Genomic DNA, 22237 nt, shown 5'->3' on the forward strand with positions numbered 1-22237 from the left:
CCGCGCCGCACAGCAATTTCGTTTCGGAATTGGGGCAATTCCTTGTGAGCTTAACGAAAAGTATGTTGCCGCCCCCCGTCCCCGCGGCGCAAAACCAGACCGCGGCTTCGGCCGGTGCCGGCACCGTGCCTCGGCATCCCGCCAGCGGCCGGCCGCCAAACCGAGAGGTTGTTCTTCGCATCGGCCTGCCCATATCTCGGGTATCGGCCGATATGCCGAAAACCGATCCCGATGTTCACCGATCCCGGTGAGCGGGAGAGAGACAACATGGTCACAACACTTCTTGTCGTCTGGGCCATCATCGGCCCATCCGTCGGACTTGCCGTCGGCGCGTGGTGGTGCAGCCGCGAGCGGGATGAGCCCGTTCGCGTCACCTCCCGCCAGGCCCTGCCATCCCCCGAGCGCTCGCTGGGCTGGCGCTGACCGGGGCCGCTTCGGCCCGTCCGACCGGATGGCGGACCATCAGATGATGGTCAGCAGCGCGTGCAGCTCGGCCGGGTCGATCTCCGGCTGCGGATCGCCCCAATGCGCGTCGACCTCGTCCGACAGCTGGTTCAGCACATGGACGCGGACGTCATGGCAGCCGTCGATGCGCTGCTGCACGGCGGCGTCGACCGGCCAGACCGTGGCGACCAGCATCAGCACATAGGACAGGTCGTCGGTGGCGTCCGACAGCGGCAGCAGCAGGGTGCGCTTGCGGACGCTGTCGAGGCCGTCCGACAGCGCGAACTCGGCGTAGAGCGGCCGTTCGGAGAGCTGCACCGTCATCAGCGCCCGGCGCATCGCGTCGTGGCGCTCGCCGGCGCAGAGATCCTCCAGCGCCCGGCCGGGCAGGTTCCGGTCCGAGGGCAGCCCCGCGCCCTGGGCGTCCAGCGCGAAGCGGAACGTTCCCTCGCACGGCATCCACGCCCATAGCAGGATCGGCGGCGGCAGCCGGCTGAGACTGGCGAAGATCATGTCGTCGCACGCGGGCAGCCGGCCCCTCGCCGCCAGTCGGCCCCATATCCGGTAGACCGTCCGAAGCTGCCGGTCCGCAATCGACTCGTCGAACCCCACCTAACCATCCCCCCACAGGAAGCTCGCCGCACACGCGAGAAAACTCTGCTCTCACATCCTAAACTATGCATCCCCCAATTGGAGGATGACATTGAAAGTTTTCAGACAGGCGACGACGATTCGTCCAGACCTGTTGCCGGGATGTCAGGGGTGACGCCGGTCCCGCAACGGCGTATTCCACAAGCCGGTTCCGGTCTTTGACGAGTCGATGCGATCATGTGCCGCTGGCTGAGCTATTCGGGCGCCCCGATCTTCCTCGAGAAGCTGCTGTTCGAACCCGAATTCTCGCTGATCCAGCAGAGCCTGCACGCCCGCAAGGCCGTGGTGGCGACCAATGGCGACGGCTTCGGCGTCGGCTGGTACGGCGAGCGGCCGGTGCCCGGCCTGTACCGCGACATCCTGCCCGCCTGGGCCGACCCGAACCTGAAGAGCCTGGCGCACCAGATCCGGGCCAAGATGTTCTTCGCCCATGTCCGGGCCTCGACCGGCACCGCCACCAGCCGGGCCAACTGCCACCCCTTCTCCCAGGGCCGCTGGCTGTTCATGCACAACGGCCAGATCGGCGGCTACGACCGGATCCGCCGGCGCCTCGACGCGCTGATCCCGGACGAGCTGTATCCGCATCGCGGCGGCACCACCGACAGCGAGCTGATCTTCCTGGCGCTGTTCGGCTTCGGGCTGGAGACCGACCCGGCCGGGGCGCTGCGGCGCACCGTCGCGGCGATCGGCGACATCATGGCCGGCGCGACCGTCGCCGAGCCGCTGCGCATGACCGCGGCGCTGAGCGACGGCTGCAGCGTCTGGGCGGTGCGCTATGCCAGCGACGAGACGCCGCCATCGCTGTTCTACTGCTCGATCGACGAGCAGCGGCTGATCGTGTCCGAGCCGCTGGACGGCGATTTCGACCACTGGCACCAGGTGCCGCCCGGCCATCTGCTGGTGACCGACTGCGCCGGCCGGCTGGACCTGGAGCCGTTCCGCCCCTGATCCGCCGGCCGGCTTTCCGTCACGCCCGCAGCCTTTCGTTGTTCGGATCGAAGGGCGATTCCTCGATCACCACGGCGCGGTGCGGCTTGCCGAGGATGGTGACGTCCAGCTCGGTGCCGATCTCGCCGAGATCCGGCCGCACCATCGCCAGGGCCAGGGACTTGCCGAGGCGCCAGCCATAGCCGCCCGAGGTGCAGCGGCCGACCAGCTCGCCGCCCTTGGTGATCGGCTCGTTGCCGCGGGCGTCGGCGTCGGTGACGTCGAGCACCTCGAGCGTCACGAAGCGGTTCCTGAAGCCGCGCTCGCGCCAGGCCACCAGCGCGTCGCGGCCGATGAAGTCGCCCTTGTTCGGATGGACGAAGCGGTCGAGTCCCGATTCCAGCGCCGCGTATTCGATCGACAGCTCGCGCGGGATCAGCCGGTACGACTTCTCCAGCCGCAGCGAGTCCATCGTGCGGATGCCGAAGGGCTTCAGGTCGAACTCCTTCCCCGCATCCATCAGCAGGTCGAAGATGGTGTTCTGCATCTCGATCGGATGGTGCAGCTCCCAGCCCAGCTCGCCGACGAAGTTGACGCGCAGCGCCTGGGCCTGGGCGATGCCGACATTGATCGGCTTGCCCGACAGCCAGGGGAAGGCGGCGTTGGACAGGTCGGTGTCGGTCAGCTTCTGCAGCAGGGCGCGGGAGCTGGGGCCGGCCAGCACGAAGACGCCGGTCTGGGTGGTGATCTTCTGCAGCTCGACCGAGCCGTCGCGCGGCCGCAGCTTCTGCAGCGTGTCCCAGTCGTGCCGCTCGAAGGCGCCGGCGCCGACCAGGTAGTAGCGGTTCGGCCCCTCGCAGTAGATCGTGAACTCCGACCGCACGCCGCCGTTCTTCGACAAGAGATGCGCCAGGGTCATGCGGCCCGGCTTCTTCGGCACCCGGTTGGCGACGATGCCGTCCAGCCAGGCGGCCGCGCCCGGCCCGCTGACCGTGTATTTGGCGAAGGCCGACATGTCGAGCAGGCCGACGGTCTCATGCACATGCCGGGCCTCGCGGCCGACGAACTCGAAGTAGTTCGAGCGGCGGAAGCTCCACTTCTCGCGGATGGCCTCGCCCGGCGCCGCCGGCGGGTGGTTCTCGTTGACCAGCGTGTCGGGCTTGTTGAGGTCCGCCTCGGTCAGCTCATAACCCTCGGGCGCGAACCAGTTCGGCCGCTCCCAGCCATAGACGGTGCCGAACACGGCGCCCAGCGCCTTCATCCGGTCGTAGCAGGGCGCCCGCTTCAGCGGCCGGGCCTCGGCCCGCTCCTCATCCGGGTAGTGAACGGTGAAGACGTTGCGGTAGGCCTCCTCGTTCTTGGCCTTGAGGTAGCCGCGCGAGGCGTAGGGGCCGAAGCGCCGCGGGTCGACGCCCATCATGTCGATCGAGGGCTCGCCCTCGACGATCCATTCGGCCAGCTGCCAGCCGGCGCCGCCGGCGGCGGTGACGCCGAAGCTGTGGCCCTCGTTCAGCCAGAAGTTCTTCAGGCCCCAGGCCGGGCCGATGATCGGGCTGCCGTCCGGGGTGTAGGCGATGGCGCCGTTATAGACCTTCTTGACCCCGACCTCGCCGAAGGCGGGCACGCGGGCGATCGCGGTCTCGATATGCGGCGCGATCCGCTCCAGATCCTCCTGGAACAGCTCGTATTCGGACTGCTCGTCCGGCCCGTCGACATAGCAGACGGGCGCGCCCGGTTCGTAGGGGCCGAGGATGAAGCCGCCGGCCTCCTCGCGCAGATACCAGGAGCTGTCGGCCTCGCGCAGCACGCCCATCTCCGGCAGGCCCTGGCGCTGCCGCTCCTGCACCGCCGGGTGCGGCTCGGTGACGATGTACTGGTGCTCGACCGGGATCACCGGCACGTCGAGCCCGACCATGGCGCCGGTGCGGCGGGCGAAGTTGCCGGAGGCCGAGACCACATGCTCGCAGGTGATGTCGCCCTTGTCGGTCTTGACCAGCCATTCGCCGGACGGGGTCTGCTCGATGCCGAGGACGGTGGTGAAGCGATGGATCTCCGCCCCCATCGCCCGGGCGCCCTTGGCGAAGGCCTGGGTCAGGTCGGCCGGCTGGATGTAGCCGTCATCCGGGTGCTGGATCGCGCCGATCAGGCCGTCGGTCTCGCACAGCGGCCAGACCTCCTTGACCTGGGCCGGGGTCAGGACGTTGACCTTGATGCCGATCGTGTCGGCCACGCCCTTGTAGTACATGAACTCGTCCCAGCGATCCTTGGTCCGGGCGAGGCGGATGTTGGAGACCTGGCGGAAGCCGACATGCTGGCCGGTCTCGGCCTCGAGCGAGTTGTAGAGCTTGACCGAGTACTTATGGATCTGCCCGACCGAGTAGCTCATGTTGAACAGCGGCAGCAGCCCGGCGGCGTGCCAGGTGGAGCCGGAGGTCAGCTCCTTGCGCTCGATCAGGACGACGTCCGTCCAGCCCTTCTTGGCCAGGTGGTAGAGCGTGCCCACGCCCACCACGCCGCCGCCGATCACCACCACGCGCGCTGTTGACTTCATCGCTCGAACCGCTCCCTGCGGGCCACTCCGGCCATCGTGATGGGAGTGTCCGGGCCGGGCCGGTTCGGGGCTAACCCAGCCGCGACCTGTGATGTCGCAGGCCCGCCAAAGCCTCCTCGCCGACGCCCCCTGCCCGCCCGAACGCCGGCCATGTCGCAATCGGACTGGCCGGCCGCGCCGGGATCGGCATGCTGGCTGGCAGGATTCCCGCGAGGCCGACCATGACGCTGCCATCCACACCGAAGATCGTCTTCCTCGACCGCGAGACGCTGGCCCCGGCGATCCGCCTGCGCCCGCCCGCCTTCCCGCATCGCTGGGAGGAGCATCAGCGCACCGCACCGGAACAGGTGCCGGAGCGGCTGGACGGTGCGAGCGTCGCCGTGATCAACAAGGTGCCGCTGCGCGAGCCGGTGCTGGAGCGGCTGCCGGACCTCCGCCTGATCGCCGTCGCCGCCACCGGCACGGATTGCGTCGACACCGCCTGGTGCGACCGGCACGGCGTCGCCGTCTGCAACATCCGCGGCTATGCCGTGCACACGGTGCCGGAGCATGTCTTCACCCTGATCCTGGCGCTGCGCCGGTCGCTGCTGCCCTATCGCCGCTCGGTCGAGGCCGGGCGCTGGCAGGAGGCCAGGCAGTTCTGCTTCTTCGACCATCCGGTGCTGGACCTGCATGGCGCCCGGCTGGGGCTGATCGGCGGCGGGTCGCTGGGCAGCGCCGTGGCGACGATCGGCCGGGCCTTCGGCATGGACGTGGTCTTCGCCGGCCGCAAGGGCGATACGGCGCCGGCCGATGGCCGCCTGGCGTTCGACGAGGTGATCGCGACCAGCGACGTGATCTCGCTGCACTGCCCGCTGCGGCCGGAGACGCGCGGCCTGATCGGCGCCGCGGAGTTCGCGCGGATGAAGCCGGAGGCGCTGCTGATCAACACGGCGCGGGGCGGGCTGGTCGACGAGGCCGCCTTGACCGAGGCGCTGCGGGCCGGCCGCATCGGCGGCGCCGGCTTCGACGTGGCGATGCCGGAGCCGCCGCCGGCCGACGCGCCGCTGATGAAGCTCTTGGACCTGCCGAACTTCATCCTGACGCCGCATGTCGCCTGGGCCGCGCGCGGCGCCATGCAGGCCCTGGCCGACCAGCTGGTCGACCTGATCGACGCGTTCGAGCAGGGCCGGCCCTTCAACCTGGTGGCGGGCGGGCCGAAGGGCTGAGGGGACAGCCTCGGGGAGGCCTGTCGTCTCGTCCGCGAGCGGGAGCGTTTCAGGGCGCATCCCCGCCCTTTGCCGTCATTGCGAGCGCAGCGAGACCCTTTTCAGAGTTCCCAACACCATCATTGCGAGCGCAGCGAAGCAATCCAGGGGCCAGTGCGCACCGGCCCCTGGATTGCTTCGTCGGCTTCGCCTCCTCGCAATGACGCCGAGGGAGTGGCGTTGTGAAAAGCCCTCGCAAGCGGGAGAGGCAATGTGTTCGCACGCCCGTCCGATCCCGTCATCGTCGTCGGGCGGCGGCGGCGCGGGCGTTCAGCTCGTCGAGCTCGCGTGGGTCCTCGACCCGCTGGTCGGTCTCGCAGTTCCACCAGTAGGGTTCTCCGACCTGCCTGCCCTCCTCGGTGGGGATGATGCGGCAGTAGGGCCACCATGGCCGGGGGAGTGGCGGGTCGGGCGGCGGCCCCGCCCTCGTCGGCGGTGCCGGGCCGGCATCGGCGCCGTCCAGCCCGTGCAGCAGCACCGGCTTCGGGTCGACGCCGAGATCGCGGCAGAGACCGATGACGATCTCCTCGACCGAGTGCCCGGCCAGGGCGAGGACCGCATCGATGTCCTCGTCGTCGATCAGCCGCTCCCACATCTCGGCCGAGAGGCGTTCGGCCTTGCGGCCATCGATGTCGCGGTCGGCGGCGATGGACCGCGCGACGGCCCGGGCCACCTGGCGACGGCGCCCGGCCTTCTCCTCGGCCTGGTCGCGGGACCGGGCGACGGCCTTGTCCGCCATCTCCTGCCGGTCGCGGGCGAAACGGAACTTCAGCGCCAGGCTGCGGCGGACGACGCGGGCGGCGCGGTCGAAGGCCAGCCCGAGATCCTTGGCCTGGGCGGCATCGCCGGCCCGGGCGGCAGCCAGGGCCGCCTGATGCGTCACCTCCGCCTGCTCCATCGCCATCTCGGCCAGCCGGTCGAGCATGCGCGCGGCCTGCTCGGCCTCGGCCCGGTCGCGGGCCGTCGGAGCAGGCTGCTGGTTGGGGACGGAGTGCGACGCCTTCATGGAACGTATCATGAACGAGTCGCGCAGGATCGCGCAATGAACATTGTGTTTACGCGTGGCTGGAGCCGCTTCGCGCCCCGATTTCTGCGCTTGCCGAGGCGCAAATGGGACGCAGAAGCCGCCGCCCTTTGCCGCCCGCTTTGGACCTCCGGCGGACTTGGCGCCGGTGCCCCTGCGAGTCAGACTGGCCGGGAACAGCCCGCCCGCCGGCACCCCTGCCCCGCCGCGGCGGCTCCCTGGAACGCGCAAGCAGAACGGCCTGATCGGAAGGACGGACGCATGACGACGGATTCCCCCATCACGCATCGCCGGCTCGGTGGCCTCGCGGTCTCCGCCATCGGGCTCGGCCTGATGCCGCTCTCGGGCGTCTACGGCGCCGCCGACGATGCGGCGTCGGAGGACCTGATCCGCCGCGCCATCGATCTCGGCATCGACCATCTCGACAGCGCCGACATGTATGGCTGGGGCCACAATGAGGAGCTGCTGGGCCGCGCCATCAGGGGCCGGCGCGACCGGGTGGTGCTGGTCACCAAGTTCGGCCAGATCCGGCGTGAGGGCGGCCCGAACGGCGTCGACGGCCGGCCGGAGTATGTGGCCGAGGCCTGCGAGGCCAGTCTGCGGCGCCTGGGCGTCGATACCATCGACCTGTACTACCAGCACCGGGTCGACCCGGCGGTGCCGATCGAGGAGACCGTCGGCGCCATGGCCCGGCTGGTCGCACAGGGCAAGGTCCGCCATCTCGGCCTGTCCGAGGCCGGGGCGGAGACCATCCGCCGCGCCCATGCCGTGCACCCGATCGCGGCGGTGCAGACCGAGTATTCGCTGATGTATCGCGAGGAGGCGGAGGCGACGCGTGCGGTCACCCGGGAGCTCGGCATCGGCTTCGTCGGCTATTCCCCGCTCGGCCGCGGCTTCCTGGCCGGGGCGATCCAGGACCTCTCGCAGATCGACGGCCGCCGCGCCGCCCATCCCCGCTTCCAGGCCGAGAACTTCGCCCATAACCGCGCCCTGGTCGACCGGTTCGAGGCGCTGGCGGCCGAGAAGGGCTGCACGCCGTCGCAGCTGGCCCTGGCCTGGCTGCTGGCCCAGGGCGACGACGTGGTGGCGATCCCCGGCACCCGGTCGATCGCGCGGCTGGAGGAGAATCTCGGCGCCCTGCGGGTGGCGCTGACCCCGGACGACCTGGCCCGGCTGGACGCCGCCATCCCGGTCGGCGCCGCCGCCGGCACGCGCTATGCCGCCGCCGGGATGAAATCGGTGCAGATCTGAGGCGCCCTGCGGGCAACGAAGTGCTGCGTCCGCCCTGGCGTTCAACGACTCCCTTCAGAGTAGCTCCGTATCTGCACTCTCCAGCTTCAAGGACAAAACATCGGCACAACGGATGCCGCTGATCTCTCAGCCATGCCAAGCGGAGGTTTTCATTAAGCATTGCCCAAGACGGAATGTCGACATATACTATTATATCTTCATAGTTTCTCTTTTTATCGAACAAATATTATGCGAGAAAAGAGATGACTCCTGAGCAGTTTATTGAGAAATGGTCTAAGAATAATTTATCGGAACGAGCAGCTTCCCAATCCCATTTCATAGATCTTTGCACACTTCTTGGCGAAGTAGCGCCAACCGATATTGATCTATCCGGCAAAATTTATGCCTTCGAACGCGCTACCACAAAAACTTCTGGCCGACCAGGTTGGGCAGATGTATGGCACCAAGGTTTCTTTGCTTGGGAGTACAAAAGAAAAGATAGCAATCTCGATACGGCCTACGCACAATTGCAGCAATACGCTCCTGGCCTTCAGAATCCTCCTTTGCTTATCGTTTCAGATATAAAGGAGACAAGAATACACACCAATTGGACAAACTCGATCACAGAAAAATACATCATATATCTGGAAGAAATTATAAACCCATCGAAGCGTCAATTATTGAAATTTGCCTTATCCTCTCCCGACCATCTGCGACCGATAGAGACACCGGAAGGCCTTACGCGTCAAGCTGCAGAAGAGTTCTCTCAGCTCGCGGACGCCATTGGCCAGCGGGGACATCAACCCGAGGTCATAGCCCATTTCTTGAACCGTCTTGTTTTCTGCATGTTCGCACAGGACGTAGGTCTTTTAAAGAAAGGGCTGTTCACAGGGCTCCTTGAGTCGTCGTTGGCGCACCCCCAGACTTTCCCTAGACATATTTGCGAATTGTTCCACGCGATGCGGGACGGAGGTTGGATCGGCTTCGATCCAGTTGGCTGGTTCAATGGCGGGCTATTTGACGATGACACCGCGCTCGAACTGACTCAAAACGAAATCAAGACGGTCCTTCAGGCATCCCGCCGATCATGGGCCGATATTGATCCATCGATTTTTGGGACGCTTTTCGAACGTGGCTTCGATCCTGACAAACGCTCACAACTAGGAAAATTTTATACCGATCGCGCAAAGATCGACATGATTGTAGATCCCGTTATCGTCCATCCGTTGCGCGAAAAATGGGAAGCGGAAAAGCTGAAGATTCAAAACTTTATTCGGATATATGAGCAATCGAAGAATCCAGTTCAGCGGAAGAAAGCACTGCGTCAAGCGCAAGATGTTTACAAAAACTCCCTTCACAGCGTTCGAAAATTCCGAGTCCTTGACCCCGCATGCGGGTCGGGAAATTTCCTATATGTGGCTCTACTTGCCCTTAAAGAATTCGAACACCTAATAGGGTTGGAAGCACAGGAAATCAGCGCACAACTACATCGAGAAATACCAATTGTAGGGCCCGCCAATCTCTATGGCATAGAAATTAATCGATATGCCGCTGAACTTGCGCGTGTCACCGTTTGGATTGGTGAGATCCAATGGAATTTGAAACGAGGCTGGGGCTATTCCCGCAAGCCAGTCCTCGAAACTCTCAACCGAATTCAGCGCCGTGACGCTCTGCTAACTGAGGATGGCCAAGAGGCTGAATGGCCCGAAGCCGACGTAGTGATCGGGAATCCTCCTTTTCTTGGCGGGAAATTGCTCAGGACATACCTAGGGAGCGAGTACGTAGATCGATTGTTTGAAGTCTATCGAGGACGAGTTTCAGCAGAGGCTGATCTCGTCGCGTATTGGATAGCCAGAACCTGGGATCGCGTAAAGGCTGGGCAGCTGGAGCGAGCCGGCCTAGTCACAACAAACTCGATTCGAGGCGGCGCAAATCGTCGAGTACTTGAGGATATTGTTTCTAGTGGTGTCATCTTTGACGCCAGAGACGACGAACCGTGGGCTGTGGAGGGGGTGGCAATTCGCGTCTCTGTCGTCTGTTTTGCAAGGAGTACGTCAAATATCAACCCAAAACTCAACGGTCGTTCTGCCAAGCGCATTTCCGCTGATTTGACGGCCACAGTGACCGACGTGACCAGCGCCAAGCGGCTGCCTGAGAATGCAGGCATTGCCTTTATGGGGAACACAAAGGGAGGCTCGTTTGACGTACCGGGTGAGCTTGCACGTAAATGGCTTGCGTTGCCCTTAAATGTGAATGGCAGGCCCAATTCCGACGTGTTGCGACCGTGGCTCAACGGAAAGGATGTTACCCAGAGATCAACGGGAAAGTGGATTATCGACTTCGGTCTGGAAATGGATGAAGAATCAGCGTCCTGCTATGAGGCGCCGTTCCATTTCATATTGGAAAATGTAAAACCATCCCGCCTCAACAATCGACGCGACAACTATCGAAAATTCTGGTGGCGACATGCTGAGCCACGACCGGGCCTACGACGTGCAATTTCTCGGCTCCAACGCTATATTGTCACCCCCGAAGTTTCAAAGTATAGAATATTCGCATGGTTACCATACGGTATAATTCCGGACCACCAATTATTGATTATAGCAAGAGACGATGACATTACTTTCGGTATTTTGCAAAGTCGCTTCCACGAGATGTGGGCTCTTAGAACCGGTTCCTGGATTGGAGTAGGCAACGATCCTCGGTATACAATTAGCACCACGTTCGAGACATATCCGTTTCCGGAGGGCATTGAACCGTATCGTTGGTCAAAGCGACTTGAGGAAGATCTTCGAGCGAAGCCAATCGCTCTTGCATCCAGGATCTTGGAGACCCAACGCCAGATGTGGCTAAACCCGCCGGATTTAGTGCGCTCTGCTCCAGAGACAGTTGCTGGCTATCCACCTCGCTTGCTGCCGATCGATGAACAAGCTGCTGAGATCCTGCGCACGCGGACGCTCACAAATCTCTACAACATCCGGCCAGCTTGGCTGGTGGAGGCACATAGAAGGTTGGATGCAGCGGTTGCTGCCGCCTATGGGTGGCCAGAGAGCATTTCCGATGAGGATGCCCTCTCAGAATTGCTGAGGCTCAATCACGCCAAGGCAGACGCTCAACACCCATCCAAGCCAAGGCGCCGCATCAGCATACCGCCATCCGGACAAGGGCATCTGCCTCTTGTCAGCAGCTTTACGACAGACACACCTAGCAATATGCAATATGCTCAGCCGTCTGAACAGCCGCTCCTTCAAGCTGCCGAGGAGAAGGTGCCAGCGTTTGAAAAGAGACCGCTTGCCGCTTCCTTAAAGCGGAAACGGGGCCCGAAACGCGATCTTTGAGAGGCCATCCGTCCAGTCTGGTAGTACATGCCAAGACATCGCCAGATGGCCTAATGATTCCTGGCCGGCGCGCCCACCCCGGCGCGAAGTGGCGAGGTGCGACCGCGTTGATTCTCACCGTTCGCTTTCTCTCGCGTCGAACGCCTCCCGGGCGGCGTCCAGCGCCGGGAAGTGGCGCTCGGCCCAGCGGTCCAGCGCCGTCAGGGTCTCGCTCAGGGAATCGCCGAGCGGGCTGAGGCGGTATTCGACGCAGGGCTTGGCGGTGTGGAAGTCCTGGCGCAGCACCAGGCCGTTGCGCTCCAGGTCGCGCAGGGTCTGGGTCAGCATCTTCTGCGAGATGCCGCCGATCCGGCACAAGAGCTCGGCGTTGCGGGTCGGCCCGCCGGCCAGGGCCGACAGGATCAGCACAGCCCATTTCGACGCCACCAGCTCCAGCGCGTGGCGGGCCGAGCAGGTCTCATCGAACACGTCCGGCGGGGAGGAAGGCTCGGGTTGGGCAGACGGCCCCATCGGTTACCTCAAGGTGCGTAATTGCGGGCCGCGGGCCCTCTCCCGATACATAGGACCGTATCGCGGATCGCAAGCCCTCGAGGAGACGTCATGAAAGCCCTCATTCTCAGCTCCAGCCCCCGGCGCGAGGGGAACTCCGCCGCCCTCGCCGGTGCCGTCGCCGCCGGCCTGGCCGAGGCCGGCCATGCCGTCGAGACGGTGCATCTGGCCGATGCCATCGGCGGCTTCCTGCGCGACTGCCGGCAATGCCGGCGGCCGGACGGCAGCTGCGCCATCGACGACGGCTACCGCTCGCTATTCCTCGACCGGTTCCTGACCGCCGACGGGCTGGTCCTGGCCACGCCGATCTACTGGTACGGCATGTCGGCCCAGCTCAAGGCCTTCTTCGACCGGATGTTCTGCTATGTCGCCGCCTCCTATCCCGAGTCCGAGACGGTGAAGGCGCGGATGACCGGCAAGCGCATCGGCCTCGTCCTCAGCTCCGAGGAGGCGTATCCGACCGTCTCCGCCGCCATCGTGCAGCAGATCCGGGAATACAGCCGCTACACCCGGTCGCGCTTCGTCGGGGTCGTGCACGGCCACGGCAATGCCCGCGGCGAGGTGCGGCGCGACCCGCTGGACCCGCTGGCCGAGGCCCGCCGGCTGGGGCGCGGCCTCTTCGACCGCTACGCCACCGATTACGAGATCGACACCGACCGGCCGGCCCGGGTCTGGCCCGAGGCGGTGGCCTGACGCGGCGCCGATGCGACGGTCCAGGGCGGGTTGTGCCCGCCGCCCGGATGGGACAGGATCGCGCCGCCGCGCCGCGGCAGGGTTCCATCGCGTGGAGGAAGGGTATGACGTCTCGCCTGTTCGGATCCGGCTGGACCTTCGGGGCGGCGCTGCTCCTCCCGCTGCTGGCCGCCGGCCCGGCTTTGGCCGATTTCGGCTCCTGCGTCTCGGGCCTGGCCGACTCCGCGGTGAAGGCGGGGGTCGACCGCAGCGTCGCCACCCGCGCCTTCGACGGGCTGACCCAGCCGGACGACAAGGTGCTGCGCTTCTCGCAGGCCCAGCCGGAATTCGTGACGCCGATCTGGGACTACCTGGCCTTCCTGGTGGATGACCAGCGCATCGCCGACGGCCGGGCGATGATGTCGAAATACGGCCGCGTGCTGCAGCAGGCGGAGCAGCGCTATGGCGTCGACCGCACCGTGATCGCCGCGGTCTGGGGCGTCGAGAGCGACTACGGCAAGGAGGCCGGCGGCTATTTCCTGCCGCATGCCCTGGCCACGCTGGTCTGCGCCGGCGAGCGGCGCACCGATTTCTGGCGCGGCGAGCTGATGGCGGCGCTGAAGCTGGTCAGCGCCGGCGACCTGCGGCTGGACGAGCTGAACGGGTCCTGGGCCGGCGCCTTCGGCCAGACCCAGTTCATCCCGTCGACCTACCAGCGCCTGGCGGTGGATTTCGACGGCGACGGCCGGCGCGACCTGGTGAATTCGGTGGCCGACGCGCTCGGCTCCACCGCCAACTACCTCAAGCGCTCCGGCTGGCAGGAAGGCCAGCCCTGGATGATCGAGGTGCGGGTGCCGGCCGGCTACAACGGCCCGACCGGCCGCAAGGACAAGGACCCGCTTTCCGACTGGGCCCGGCGCGGCGTGGTGCGGGCCGACGGGGCGCCGCTGTCGGGCAGCGGCCAGGCTGGCCTCATCCTGCCGGCCGGGCCGCGGGGGCCGGGCTTCCTGGTGTTCCGCAATTTCGACGCGATCTACTCCTACAATGCAGCGGAATCCTACGCGATCGCGATCTCGTATCTCGCCCAGCGCCTGTCCGGCGGGCCGGCGCTGCGCACGCCCTGGCCGACCGACGACCCGGGACTGTCGCGGGCCCAGCGCCTGCGGCTGCAGCAGCTGCTGCTGGCCCAGGGCTACGACATCGGCGGCCAGGCCGACGGCAAGATCGGCCCGGCCACCCGCGCCGCGATCTCGGCCGCCGAGCAGCGCCTCGGCATGCCCCAGACCGGCCGGGCCGGGCAGAAGGTCTATCGCGCTCTCGGCGGGCAATAGGACATCAGGATTTACTCACCCGAGAGACCGTTCGGAAATGCGCTGGCGTGAGGCGGCTGGCGGCGGTTTCGAGAACCGGAGTGCAGCGCACGTTTGGTGCGTGAGCACCGGAAGCTTCGAGTCCGCCGTCAGACGGCCGCGCCAGTAGCATTTACGAATGGTCTCTCAATGCGACCAGAACAGGTCGAATCTGTCATCGTCCTGGGTGGACTGGCACAGCGTGGCGTGGATCGGCCGGGAGACGTGCGGGTCGCGGATCTGCACGTTGTAGGAGACGGAGCGGTCCTCCCGCCGGCAGGCCCAGGCGCCGCCGATCTCGTGGTCGTCACCGGAATAGACCAGCAGGTCCGGCGCCCTCGGGCTCTCGGCCGCATGCGGGTTCGGGACCAGCCGGATCCGATCCTGGAACAGCAGCGTCCGCACCGGCCCCTCGATGATGTCGTGGTTGCGGTACAGCGTGCCGATGCCGATCGTGGTCATGACGGGTCCTCAATGACGGGACAGCGCGGCGAGCCGGTCCGGCCCGCCAGGCATGATCTGCCGCGGACACCCGGCCGGCACGCCCAAGATGTCACAAAGGAACTCCATCAGCGGCCCAAGGTTCCAGTTGACAAAAGATGTCGAGATTTTTAGTAAATTTTCCATCCTCTCGAGACTTTCACAAACGATAACCACGCGGAATCGGGACCGCCACCACCCCATCACTTGAGGCCCGAATCCGGCCTCAAAGAAAGGGGGGCCCCCACCCCTTTTTCCGCAGGACATTCAATGGCATTCGAGACGAATCCTGGCCTAGCGCACCCCCGACGGCCGGACTAGGATCCTGTAAGGGTCCCACCGTGGAAGATGCAGTCATGACGGCCGTCGATCAGACCTCTCGTGCGCTGGTGATCGAAGACCAGGATCTGATGCGCCTGGCCCTGATCGCCGAGCTGAAGGCAGCCCTGCGGGACTGCATCGTCCAGGGCGCCGCGACCTGGGAGATCGCCGCCGGGCTGCTGCGCGAGCACAGCTTCGACCTGGTGATCATCGATCCCGGCCTGCCCGGCTTCGACCCGACCTCGCCGCAGCACCGGCTGGCCGTGGTCAAGGCGGTGATCGACGCCTCGCCCGACGCGCTGCACATCGTCGTCACCGGGTCGGACAGCGTCGAGGAGGGCGAGGCCTGCCGGATGCTGGGCGCCAACGCCTATGTCGGCAAGACCGGCCTCGACCGCGACACGCTGTCCAGCATCATCGACAAGATCTCGGACACGCGCTTCTCGCTGTCGCTGTCCGCGGTCAAGGCGGTGACCCCGGAATTCTACTATTCCGGCCTGACCCCGCGGGAGCAGGAGATCATCGACTTCATGCGCAGCCGGCCGAAGGGGGTCAAGCGCAAGGAGATCTACGAGAAGATGGGCGACCGCTTCGGCATCGACCCGTACACGGTCGAGAAGTACTACAAGCAGGCGCGCGCCAAGCTGCTGAAGAACGGGCTGTTCCCGAAAGGCGCCTGAGCATGAAAGTCCGGCGCGACCGCCCTCCCCGTCCCTCCAACCGGCACCGTCCACGGCTCGACTGATGTTCCGCGTCCTCCGCATGGCGATGTCCGCCGCCGCCATGCTGGCCCTCGCCTGCAGCGCCTCCGCGGCCCCGGTGGGCTATGAGGACCCCCATATCCTCCGGATCGAGAGCTCCCCGGGCCAGGCGATCGCCACCTACACGCCGGAGCAGATCAGGACCGACTTCCCGCAGCGGGTGATCGAGACCGGGACGCCGTGGACCGAGGGCGGCGAGACGATCCGCTATCGCGGCCCGGACCTGAAGGCGGTGCTGGACCGCAGCGGCCTGGGCGATGCACGATCGATCGACGTCTTCGCCTATGACGATTTCATCACCGCCATCCGCATGGACGAGATCTCGCAATACCAGCCGATCCTGGCGATCGAGCGCGGCTGCACCGGGGCGGACCACAAGAGCGGCCGCTGCGCCGAGGGGCAGGAGTTCCGGCCGCTCGACCTGGCGGATTCCGGGCCCTATTCGATCATCTGGCCGCTCGACCAGCTGCCCAAATCCTACACCGCCGGGCGCAACGCGATCTGGGTCTGGTTCGTCGTCGCGCTGAGGCCCGGGCAGTGATCAGGCTCCCGTCCCTCCGGGGGCTGCGCCGCTGGCTGGACGTCGTGCCCTATGTCGGGCTGGTCGTGGCCATCCTGCTGGGCTCCTGGTCGTTCATGCGGTCCGAGCATTACCGGGAGGAGACCGACATCCTCCTGATGCAGTCCTACGAGGTGCAGTGGCGGGGCTCGCAGATCCGGGAGCGGCTGGCCAACATCGTCGGGCTGCTGCGCCTGTCGATGGCGACGCGGCAGCGGCAGCCCCAGCTGTCGCAGGAGGTCGGGCTGCTGCAGTTCAACATGGTGGCGCTGCGCAACCTGCAATATATCGACCATTTCCTGGATCCGCAGGACTTCGCCCGGCTGGACAGCAGCATCCAGACCATCAAGACCCGGATCCTGCCCAATCTGGGCGCGGCGGAGAACGACCAGGAGACGCTGGATTTCCTGACCGACATCCAGCAGGACATGTTCCAGGTCTCCGGCACCACCGGGGCGCACAGCCGCACGCTGAACGAGACCGCGCATATCGCCGAGAACGCGCTGCGCAACATGGCGATCTTCGTGCTGGCGCTGGCGGCGGTGATCGTGGTCGGGGTGATCATCCACCAGCAGTCGATGATGGCGCGGCGCAAGGACCAGCAGATCCGCTCCTTCGCCTCGCTGTTCGCGCACATGACCCGGTCGCGGGTCGCGGCGCTGGCGCTGTTCATCAAGAGCCTGCGCGACGGCCAGGCGCCGGATCCGGAGCTGGTGGCCGCCGCCTCGCGCGCCGCGACGGAGCTGGACGACATCAACAACGGCCTGCTGAAGATCGCCTATTCGGCCAAGCCGAGCCGGACCGTGGCGCTGCAGAGCATCCTCGACGCCCTGTCGCAGGACCATGGCGGCCGGATCCAGTTCGACGTGCCGGAAGAGGCAAGGGCGGCGCTGGTGGCCTCGCCGCAGTTCCACCTGATCCTGGACGAGCTGATCCGCAACGCCGAGCATGCCGTGGCCGCGGCCGGGAAGCCGGAGTCCCGCGTCGTCCTGCGCGCCCGGCTGACCCACCGCTTCCCCTTCGGGCGGCGGCTGGTGCTGGAGGTGATCGACAACGGCCTCGGCATGTCGGCCGCGGTGCGCGCCAAGGCGACCGAGCCGTTCTTCTCGATGCGGGCCGGCAGCCATGTCGGGCTGGGCCTGACCGGCTGCGCCGAGATGGTCAAGGCGCTGGGCGGCCGCTTCCGCATCGACTCCGCGGAAGGCCGCGGTACCTCGGTGCGGATTCTCTACCCGCTGCCGCGCCGGGACAGGCCGGATCAGCGCGCAGCCGCCTGACGGCTCACCGCACCGCCTGCCGCTGCCACTCCTCCTCGAGCATGGCGAAGATCAGCTCGTCGCCCCAGACGCCGTTGAAGCGATCGTTCTGGACCAGATGCGCCTCCTGGCGCATGCCGAGCCGCCGGAGGACATTGACCGACCCGGTGTTCAGCGCGTCGCAGCGGGCGAAGATGCGGTGGAAGCCGAACCGGCCGAAGCCCAGGCCCAGCACCGCCCGCGCCGCCTCGGTGGCATAGCCGCGGCCGCCGGCCTCGGGCGCGAAGGTGTAGCCGATCTCGGCCTGCCGGGCCTCGCGGCTGACCCATTTCAGCACCACGTCGCCGAGCAGGGCGCGGGTGTCGCGGCCTTCCACCGCCAGCACCAGATCATCGCCCTCGCCCTCGAATTTCAGCGTGCCGAACCGCTCCAGCGCCGCCCGCGACTGCTCCGGCGTGCGCGGGTCGCGGTACAGGTAGCGGGCGACCTCCGGCAGGCGGTGATAGCCGTGAAAGGCCTCGAAATCCTCCGGCACGAAGCGGCGGAGGATCAGCCTCTCGGTCTCGACCGGCACGATCGGATCCGGCATCGCGGCGCCCCTGGGTGAGTCGGCGGAACGATCCGTCGTACAACCGCAGCGGCGGGTCGCTCAATGATTCCCGTCACTCACGCCGTCAGCGCGCGGCAGTCGGCGGCGGCCCAGCCGACGGTCACGGCCTCGCCCGCCGCCAGGGCCGGACGGCCATCGGCGTTCGGCAGCTTCAGCACGAAGTCGTCGCGACCCAGCAGCGACAGCCGGGCCCTTGTGTGGTCGCCGTGGAAGATCAACTCCTCGATCCGGGCCGGGAAGCGGTTCGGCCCGGCCTCGGCGCCGGGCGCCAGCCGCACCCGCTCCGGGCGGATCGACAGGGTGGCGCGGGCCCCCTGCCCGGCCGCCCCGACCGGCGTCGCCAGCACCGAGAAGCCGCCGTCGACCGCGACCGTGCACTGCCCGCCCGCCAGGGCCTCGACCGTCCCGGCCAGCTTGTTGTTCTCGCCGATGAACTGGGCGACGAAGGCGGTCTCCGGCCGGTCGTACAAATCGTCCGGCGCCGCCAGCTGGTCGATCCCGCCCTCATGGAACACGGCGATGCGGTCCGACATGGTCAGCGCCTCGCCCTGGTCGTGGGTGACATAGACCACGGTGACGCCGAGCGAGCGGTGCAGGTGCTTGATCTCGAGCTGCATATGCTCGCGCAGCTGCTTGTCGAGCGCGCCCAAGGGCTCGTCCATCAGCACCAGCCGCGGCTCGAACACCAATGCGCGGGCCAGGGCCACCCGCTGCTGCTGCCCACCCGAGAGTTGGGCCGGGCGGCGGCCGCCGAAGCCGGCCAGCTTGACCATGTCGAGCGCGCGCTCGACCCGCTTCTCCGCATCCGCGCCGCCGATGCCGCGGACCTTGAGCGGGAAGGCCACGTTCTCGCGCACGGTCATATGCGGGAACAGCGCGTAGTTCTGGAACACCATGCCGATGTCGCGGCGCCAGGGCGGCAGCGCGTCGATCGCCTTGCCCTCCAGCAGGATGCGGCCTCGTGTGGGCGTCTCGAACCCGGCCAGCATCATCAGCGTCGTGGTCTTGCCCGAGCCGGAGGGGCCGAGCAGGGTCAGGAACTCGCCCTGCCGGATGGCGAGGTCCAGCCCGCGCACCACCAGCGTCTCGCCGTCATAGGTCTTGGCCACGTCGACGAAGTCGACGAAGGCCCCCGTTTCCCTGTCCGCCATGCCGCCCCTGTCTTGATTCTTGTCCGGTGCCTCGGTCAGCCCCGCATGACAGAAGGAAGTGCTGTCGGGGTCAAGCCTCGGCGTGCCGCACCTGGAATGAGATGGCTTGAGGTCCGGTCACGTCGGAGGCCGGCAAGATGTCGAGCGTCTTCTCGTATTGCCTCTCCCGCGTGGCGGGAGAGGTCGGGCTCGCGCAGCGAGACCGGGTGAGGGCTGGTCCCGGCCTCGACAAACTCCCCTCACCCGGAGCCGCTTCGCGTCTCCGACCTCTCCCGCAAGCGGGAGAGGCAATCTCTTACCGCCTCGATGCGATGGGACGGCCGATCTGGCCTAAACTTATCCCGCGCTGGCCCGGACTACTCCGCCAACGCCTGCTCCAGGTCGGCAATCAAGTCCTCCACCGCCTCGATGCCGATCGACAGGCGCAGCAGGTCGTCGGGCACCGTGCCGTCCTCCTTCTCGATCGTCGCGCGGTGTTCGATCAGGCTCTCGACCCCGCCCAGCGAGGTGGCGCGGATGAAGATGCCGACGCGGGAGATCGCCCGCAGCGCCGCCTGCCGCCCGCCGGCCAGGCGCAGCGACAGCATGCCGCCGAAGCCGCCCTCCATCTGCCGCGCCGCGACGGCGTGGCCGGGGAAGCCCGGCAGGCCGGGATAGCAGATTTGCGCCACCGCCGGATGGCCGTCGAAACGCTCGGCGATGCGCTGGGCGGAAGCGCTGGCGGCGCGCACCCGGACGAACAAAGTGCGCATGCCGCGCAGCAGCAGCCAGGCCTCGAACGGCCCCAGCACCGGGCCGGCCAGGAAGCGGATGCGGCCGATGCGCTGCCACAGCGGGCCGTCCGCCGCCGCCACCATCGCGCCGGCCACCACGTCGGAATGGCCGTTCAGGTATTTGGTGGCGGAGTGGACGACGAGGTCGGCGCCATGGGCGATCGGCCGGCACAAGGCCGGCGAGGCCGAGGTGTTGTCGACCGCCAGCAGCGCCCCGGCCTGATGGGCGATGGCGGCGGCGGCGGCGATGTCGGTGACCGACCAGACCGGGTTCGCCGGGGTCTCGACATAGACCAGCCTGGTCACCCCCGGCCGGATCGCGGCGCGCAGGGCGTCGAGGTCGGTGGTGTCGACCAGGTCGCAGGCCAGGCCCCAGGGGATCAGCAGCTCGCGCAGCAGCTTCCCGGTGCCGAAATACATGTCGCGCGAGCAGATCACGTGGTCGCCCGGCGCCAGCGCCTGGAACAGCGCCGCGATCGCCGCCATGCCGGAGGCGAACAGCATCGCCGCCGATCCGCCCTCCAGCCGCGCCAGCAGCGCCTCGGCCTGCAGATAGGTCGGGTTGTCGTCGCGGCTGTAGCCGCGGCCGCCGACCTGGGCGTAGGCGGCGTCGCGGGCATAGGTCGAGGACGGGTGGATCGGCGGCACGATCGCGCCGGTGTCGCCGCAGAGATAGCCGTCGAGGCGGGCGGCGAGGGTTTCGGGGCGGCAGGGCGGCCGATCGACCATGGGAACTCCGAAATGCCTTCCGGGTGTAACGCCCCTGACGCGGCCCTGCAATCCGTGGCAACGTGGCCGTGAAGCCTTGGGAGCTTGTTGATGGCGTTCGAGAACGGTTTCGGGATCGATCTGGGGCTGGCGCCCGGCATGTGGGTGCGGCACCCGGACCAGCCCGACTGGGGCCCCGGCCAGGTGCAGTCGGTGATCGGCAGCCGGATCACGGTGAATTTCGAGAATCGCGGCAAGGTGCTGATCGACGGCTCGGTGATCCGGCTGGAACCGGCGGAGGACCGATAGAGGCAGTTCCCCCTTTGTCATTGCCGGGCTTGACCCGGCAATCCAGGGGCCCCCAGAGCGGCTCTTGAAAGCCCCTGGATCCTCGGGTCAAGCCCGAGGATGACAGTGAGGGGTGGGCCCTCCCATAATACAATCACCAACCGTTTAATATTGCCACGTTGTCTGACGCTTCGTGGATTTTCCGCTGGCGCGCATTCCACGCTCCGCTATGATGGAAGCCCTTTATTTACATTAAACACGAGCAAAATCGATGCGCGTCGAGCTTCGCGGGATCGAGAAGCGGTTTCAGGAGTTCACCGCGCTGTCGGGCATCGGCCTCGACATCGAGGCCGGGCATCTCTGTGCCATGCTCGGCCCCTCCGGTTCGGGCAAGACGACGCTGCTGCGCATCATCGCCGGGCTGGAGCATGCCGATACCGGATCCCTGCGGATCGGCGGCACCGACATGTCGGCGGTCGATGTCCGCGACCGCCAGGTCGGCTTCGTGTTCCAGCACTACGCCTTGTTCCGGCACATGAGCGTGCTCGACAATATCGGCTTCGGCCTGAAGGTGCGGCCGCGCCAGACCCGGCCGGAGGCCGAGGCGATCCGCGCCCGCGCCAGGGAGCTGCTGGCCCTGGTGCAGCTGGAAAAATTCGGCGACCGCTACCCCGACCAGCTGTCCGGCGGCCAGCGCCAGCGCGTCGCCCTGGCCCGCGCCCTGGCGATCGAGCCGCGCATCCTGCTGCTGGACGAGCCCTTCGGCGCGCTCGACGCCCGGGTGCGCAAGGATCTGCGCCGCTGGCTGCGCGAGCTGCACCAGACGCTGAAGCTGACCACCGTTTTCGTCACCCATGACCAGGAGGAGGCGCTGGAGCTGGCCGACCAGGTGGTGGTGATGGATCACGGCCGGGTCGAGCAGATCGGCAGCCCGGCCGAGGTGTATGAGCGGCCGGCGACCCCCTTCGTCTACGAGTTCCTGGGCCAGGCCGTGCGCCTGCCCTGCCGCATCGGCCCCGACCGGGTCGATGTCGAGGGCGCGGTGCTGCCGCGGCCGGCGGGCTATGCCGGGCCGGACGGCGCCGGCGAGATCTTCGTCCGCCCGCACGACCTGCTGCCGCAGGATGGGGCCGCGGACGCCTTCCCGATCGCGATCCGCAGCGTCAACGTCGTCGGCCCGCTGGTGCGGGTCGAGGCGGTGACCCAGCACGGCGCCATCCCGCTCGACCTGGAATGGCACCGCCGCCAGCTGGCCACCCGCCTGCCCGCCGCCGGCGAGACCCTGCAGGTCGGCGCCAGCCATTTCGGCCTGTTCCCCGCCCGCCAGGCCGCCTGAGCATTCCTCCAA

General features: G+C 66.9%; 20 protein-coding genes. 12 read left to right on the forward strand and 8 right to left on the reverse strand.

Annotated elements, in window-relative coordinates:
• Nucleotides 1-231 precede the first annotated feature (231 nt).
• A complete protein-coding gene (locus BWR60_RS36275; RefSeq protein WP_144445561.1) occupies nt 232-423 on the forward strand; it encodes a hypothetical protein in 192 nt (63 codons plus the stop codon).
• A gap of 39 nt (nt 424-462) precedes the next feature.
• Here the strand turns inward: BWR60_RS36275 and BWR60_RS08375 are convergent, their stop codons facing one another.
• Nucleotides 463-957 carry a hypothetical protein gene (locus BWR60_RS08375; RefSeq protein WP_088150546.1) on the reverse strand — a complete coding sequence of 165 codons (495 nt, stop codon included), beginning with the start codon at nt 955-957 and terminating at the stop codon, nt 463-465.
• A gap of 315 nt (nt 958-1272) precedes the next feature.
• Here BWR60_RS08375 and BWR60_RS08380 point away from each other — a divergent pair, with 315 nt between their 5' ends.
• Nucleotides 1273-2043 carry a class II glutamine amidotransferase gene (locus BWR60_RS08380; RefSeq protein WP_088150547.1) on the forward strand — a complete coding sequence of 257 codons (771 nt, stop codon included), beginning with the start codon at nt 1273-1275 and terminating at the stop codon, nt 2041-2043.
• A 19-nt stretch (nt 2044-2062) separates the two neighbouring features.
• On the opposite strand, the gene BWR60_RS08385 is transcribed toward BWR60_RS08380, so the two are convergent.
• Complete coding sequence (locus tag BWR60_RS08385) at nt 2063-4573, reverse strand: GcvT family protein (RefSeq protein WP_088150548.1); 2511 nt, start codon at nt 4571-4573, stop codon at nt 2063-2065.
• A 221-nt stretch (nt 4574-4794) separates the two neighbouring features.
• On the opposite strand from BWR60_RS08385, the gene BWR60_RS08390 reads away from it, so the two are divergent.
• Entirely contained in the window at nt 4795-5781 is a 987-nt protein-coding gene (locus BWR60_RS08390) for a D-2-hydroxyacid dehydrogenase (RefSeq protein ID WP_088150549.1), read from the forward strand.
• Nucleotides 5782-6058: 277 nt separating this feature from the next.
• On the opposite strand, the gene BWR60_RS08395 is transcribed toward BWR60_RS08390, so the two are convergent.
• Nucleotides 6059-6826, reverse strand: coding sequence for a hypothetical protein (locus tag BWR60_RS08395; RefSeq protein WP_088150550.1), 768 nt, complete (start codon nt 6824-6826; stop codon nt 6059-6061).
• A gap of 279 nt (nt 6827-7105) precedes the next feature.
• Here BWR60_RS08395 and BWR60_RS08400 point away from each other — a divergent pair, with 279 nt between their 5' ends.
• Together BWR60_RS08400 and BWR60_RS08405 are read left to right on the forward strand one after the other, a co-directional pair.
• Nucleotides 7106-8095: an aldo/keto reductase gene (locus tag BWR60_RS08400; RefSeq protein ID WP_230982995.1), complete on the forward strand. Its 990-nt coding sequence runs from the start codon at nt 7106-7108 to the stop codon at nt 8093-8095.
• 242 nt (nt 8096-8337) lie between these two features.
• The gene (locus BWR60_RS08405; protein ID WP_144445562.1) at nt 8338-11412 is read left to right on the forward strand and encodes a class I SAM-dependent DNA methyltransferase; all 3075 of its coding nucleotides are present in this window, start codon (nt 8338-8340) and stop codon (nt 11410-11412) included.
• A 114-nt stretch (nt 11413-11526) separates the two neighbouring features.
• On the opposite strand, the gene BWR60_RS08410 is transcribed toward BWR60_RS08405, so the two are convergent.
• On the reverse strand, nt 11527-11922 hold the full coding sequence (locus BWR60_RS08410; RefSeq protein ID WP_088150551.1) for a winged helix-turn-helix transcriptional regulator: 396 nt from the start codon (nt 11920-11922) through the stop codon (nt 11527-11529).
• Nucleotides 11923-12012: 90 nt separating this feature from the next.
• On the opposite strand from BWR60_RS08410, the gene BWR60_RS08415 reads away from it, so the two are divergent.
• A complete protein-coding gene (locus BWR60_RS08415; RefSeq protein ID WP_088150552.1) occupies nt 12013-12654 on the forward strand; it encodes a flavodoxin family protein in 642 nt (213 codons plus the stop codon).
• A 104-nt stretch (nt 12655-12758) separates the two neighbouring features.
• Nucleotides 12759-13964 (forward strand): lytic murein transglycosylase, encoded by a 1206-nt coding sequence (locus tag BWR60_RS08420; RefSeq protein ID WP_088150553.1) that lies wholly within the window; start codon nt 12759-12761, stop codon nt 13962-13964.
• Nucleotides 13965-14129: 165 nt separating this feature from the next.
• On the opposite strand, the gene BWR60_RS08425 is transcribed toward BWR60_RS08420, so the two are convergent.
• Nucleotides 14130-14444: a DUF736 domain-containing protein gene (locus BWR60_RS08425; RefSeq protein WP_088150554.1), complete on the reverse strand. Its 315-nt coding sequence runs from the start codon at nt 14442-14444 to the stop codon at nt 14130-14132.
• Nucleotides 14445-14818: 374 nt separating this feature from the next.
• Here BWR60_RS08425 and BWR60_RS08430 point away from each other — a divergent pair, with 374 nt between their 5' ends.
• The 3 genes from BWR60_RS08430 to BWR60_RS08440 all read left to right on the forward strand — a co-directional run bounded on the left by BWR60_RS08430 (nt 14819) and on the right by BWR60_RS08440 (nt 17380).
• Entirely contained in the window at nt 14819-15463 is a 645-nt protein-coding gene (locus tag BWR60_RS08430; protein WP_088150555.1) for a response regulator transcription factor, read from the forward strand.
• 64 nt (nt 15464-15527) lie between these two features.
• Nucleotides 15528-16085 (forward strand): hypothetical protein, encoded by a 558-nt coding sequence (locus BWR60_RS08435; RefSeq protein ID WP_144445563.1) that lies wholly within the window; start codon nt 15528-15530, stop codon nt 16083-16085.
• Nucleotides 16082-17380 carry a sensor histidine kinase gene (locus tag BWR60_RS08440; RefSeq protein WP_088150557.1) on the forward strand — a complete coding sequence of 433 codons (1299 nt, stop codon included), beginning with the start codon at nt 16082-16084 and terminating at the stop codon, nt 17378-17380. The genes BWR60_RS08435 and BWR60_RS08440 overlap by 4 nt, the downstream gene beginning before the upstream one ends.
• Before the next feature lie 4 nt (nt 17381-17384).
• Here BWR60_RS08440 and BWR60_RS08445 read toward each other — a convergent pair whose 3' ends face one another.
• The 3 genes from BWR60_RS08445 to BWR60_RS08455 all read right to left on the reverse strand — a co-directional run bounded on the left by BWR60_RS08445 (nt 17385) and on the right by BWR60_RS08455 (nt 20622).
• Nucleotides 17385-17948, reverse strand: a complete 564-nt coding sequence (locus BWR60_RS08445) for a GNAT family N-acetyltransferase (protein WP_088150558.1) — start codon at nt 17946-17948, stop codon at nt 17385-17387.
• Between the two features lie 77 nt (nt 17949-18025).
• The gene (locus BWR60_RS08450; protein ID WP_088150559.1) at nt 18026-19120 is read right to left on the reverse strand and encodes an ABC transporter ATP-binding protein; all 1095 of its coding nucleotides are present in this window, start codon (nt 19118-19120) and stop codon (nt 18026-18028) included.
• A gap of 356 nt (nt 19121-19476) precedes the next feature.
• Nucleotides 19477-20622 (reverse strand): trans-sulfuration enzyme family protein, encoded by a 1146-nt coding sequence (locus BWR60_RS08455; protein ID WP_088150560.1) that lies wholly within the window; start codon nt 20620-20622, stop codon nt 19477-19479.
• A gap of 90 nt (nt 20623-20712) precedes the next feature.
• On the opposite strand from BWR60_RS08455, the gene BWR60_RS08460 reads away from it, so the two are divergent.
• Nucleotides 20713-20910: a DUF3553 domain-containing protein gene (locus BWR60_RS08460; protein ID WP_088150561.1), complete on the forward strand. Its 198-nt coding sequence runs from the start codon at nt 20713-20715 to the stop codon at nt 20908-20910.
• 250 nt (nt 20911-21160) lie between these two features.
• Nucleotides 21161-22225 carry a sulfate/molybdate ABC transporter ATP-binding protein gene (locus BWR60_RS08465; RefSeq protein WP_088150562.1) on the forward strand — a complete coding sequence of 355 codons (1065 nt, stop codon included), beginning with the start codon at nt 21161-21163 and terminating at the stop codon, nt 22223-22225.
• Nucleotides 22226-22237 lie beyond the last annotated feature (12 nt).

Origin of the sequence: Inquilinus limosus (genome assembly GCF_002195995.1) — a bacterium.
Taxonomy (GTDB): domain Bacteria; phylum Pseudomonadota; class Alphaproteobacteria; order DSM-16000; family Inquilinaceae; genus Inquilinus; species Inquilinus limosus_C.

Coding starts and splice junctions, on each gene's coding strand:
- BWR60_RS08385 (WP_088150548.1), bottom strand. CDS start 4,573: ATGAAGTCAACAGCGCGCGTGGTGGTGATCGGCGGCGGCGTGGTGGGC.
- BWR60_RS08445 (WP_088150558.1), bottom strand. CDS start 17,948: ATGCCGGATCCGATCGTGCCGGTCGAGACCGAGAGGCTGATCCTCCGC.
- BWR60_RS08395 (WP_088150550.1), bottom strand. CDS start 6,826: ATGAAGGCGTCGCACTCCGTCCCCAACCAGCAGCCTGCTCCGACGGCC.
- BWR60_RS08450 (WP_088150559.1), bottom strand. CDS start 19,120: ATGGCGGACAGGGAAACGGGGGCCTTCGTCGACTTCGTCGACGTGGCC.
- BWR60_RS08410 (WP_088150551.1), bottom strand. CDS start 11,922: ATGGGGCCGTCTGCCCAACCCGAGCCTTCCTCCCCGCCGGACGTGTTC.
- BWR60_RS08390 (WP_088150549.1), top strand. CDS start 4,795: ATGACGCTGCCATCCACACCGAAGATCGTCTTCCTCGACCGCGAGACG.
- BWR60_RS08435 (WP_144445563.1), top strand. CDS start 15,528: ATGTTCCGCGTCCTCCGCATGGCGATGTCCGCCGCCGCCATGCTGGCC.
- BWR60_RS08465 (WP_088150562.1), top strand. CDS start 21,161: ATGCGCGTCGAGCTTCGCGGGATCGAGAAGCGGTTTCAGGAGTTCACC.
- BWR60_RS08405 (WP_144445562.1), top strand. CDS start 8,338: ATGACTCCTGAGCAGTTTATTGAGAAATGGTCTAAGAATAATTTATCG.
- BWR60_RS08430 (WP_088150555.1), top strand. CDS start 14,819: ATGACGGCCGTCGATCAGACCTCTCGTGCGCTGGTGATCGAAGACCAG.
- BWR60_RS08460 (WP_088150561.1), top strand. CDS start 20,713: ATGGCGTTCGAGAACGGTTTCGGGATCGATCTGGGGCTGGCGCCCGGC.
- BWR60_RS08415 (WP_088150552.1), top strand. CDS start 12,013: ATGAAAGCCCTCATTCTCAGCTCCAGCCCCCGGCGCGAGGGGAACTCC.
- BWR60_RS08380 (WP_088150547.1), top strand. CDS start 1,273: ATGTGCCGCTGGCTGAGCTATTCGGGCGCCCCGATCTTCCTCGAGAAG.
- BWR60_RS08400 (WP_230982995.1), top strand. CDS start 7,106: ATGACGACGGATTCCCCCATCACGCATCGCCGGCTCGGTGGCCTCGCG.
- BWR60_RS08455 (WP_088150560.1), bottom strand. CDS start 20,622: ATGGTCGATCGGCCGCCCTGCCGCCCCGAAACCCTCGCCGCCCGCCTC.
- BWR60_RS36275 (WP_144445561.1), top strand. CDS start 232: ATGTTCACCGATCCCGGTGAGCGGGAGAGAGACAACATGGTCACAACA.
- BWR60_RS08425 (WP_088150554.1), bottom strand. CDS start 14,444: ATGACCACGATCGGCATCGGCACGCTGTACCGCAACCACGACATCATC.
- BWR60_RS08375 (WP_088150546.1), bottom strand. CDS start 957: ATGATCTTCGCCAGTCTCAGCCGGCTGCCGCCGCCGATCCTGCTATGG.
- BWR60_RS08420 (WP_088150553.1), top strand. CDS start 12,759: ATGACGTCTCGCCTGTTCGGATCCGGCTGGACCTTCGGGGCGGCGCTG.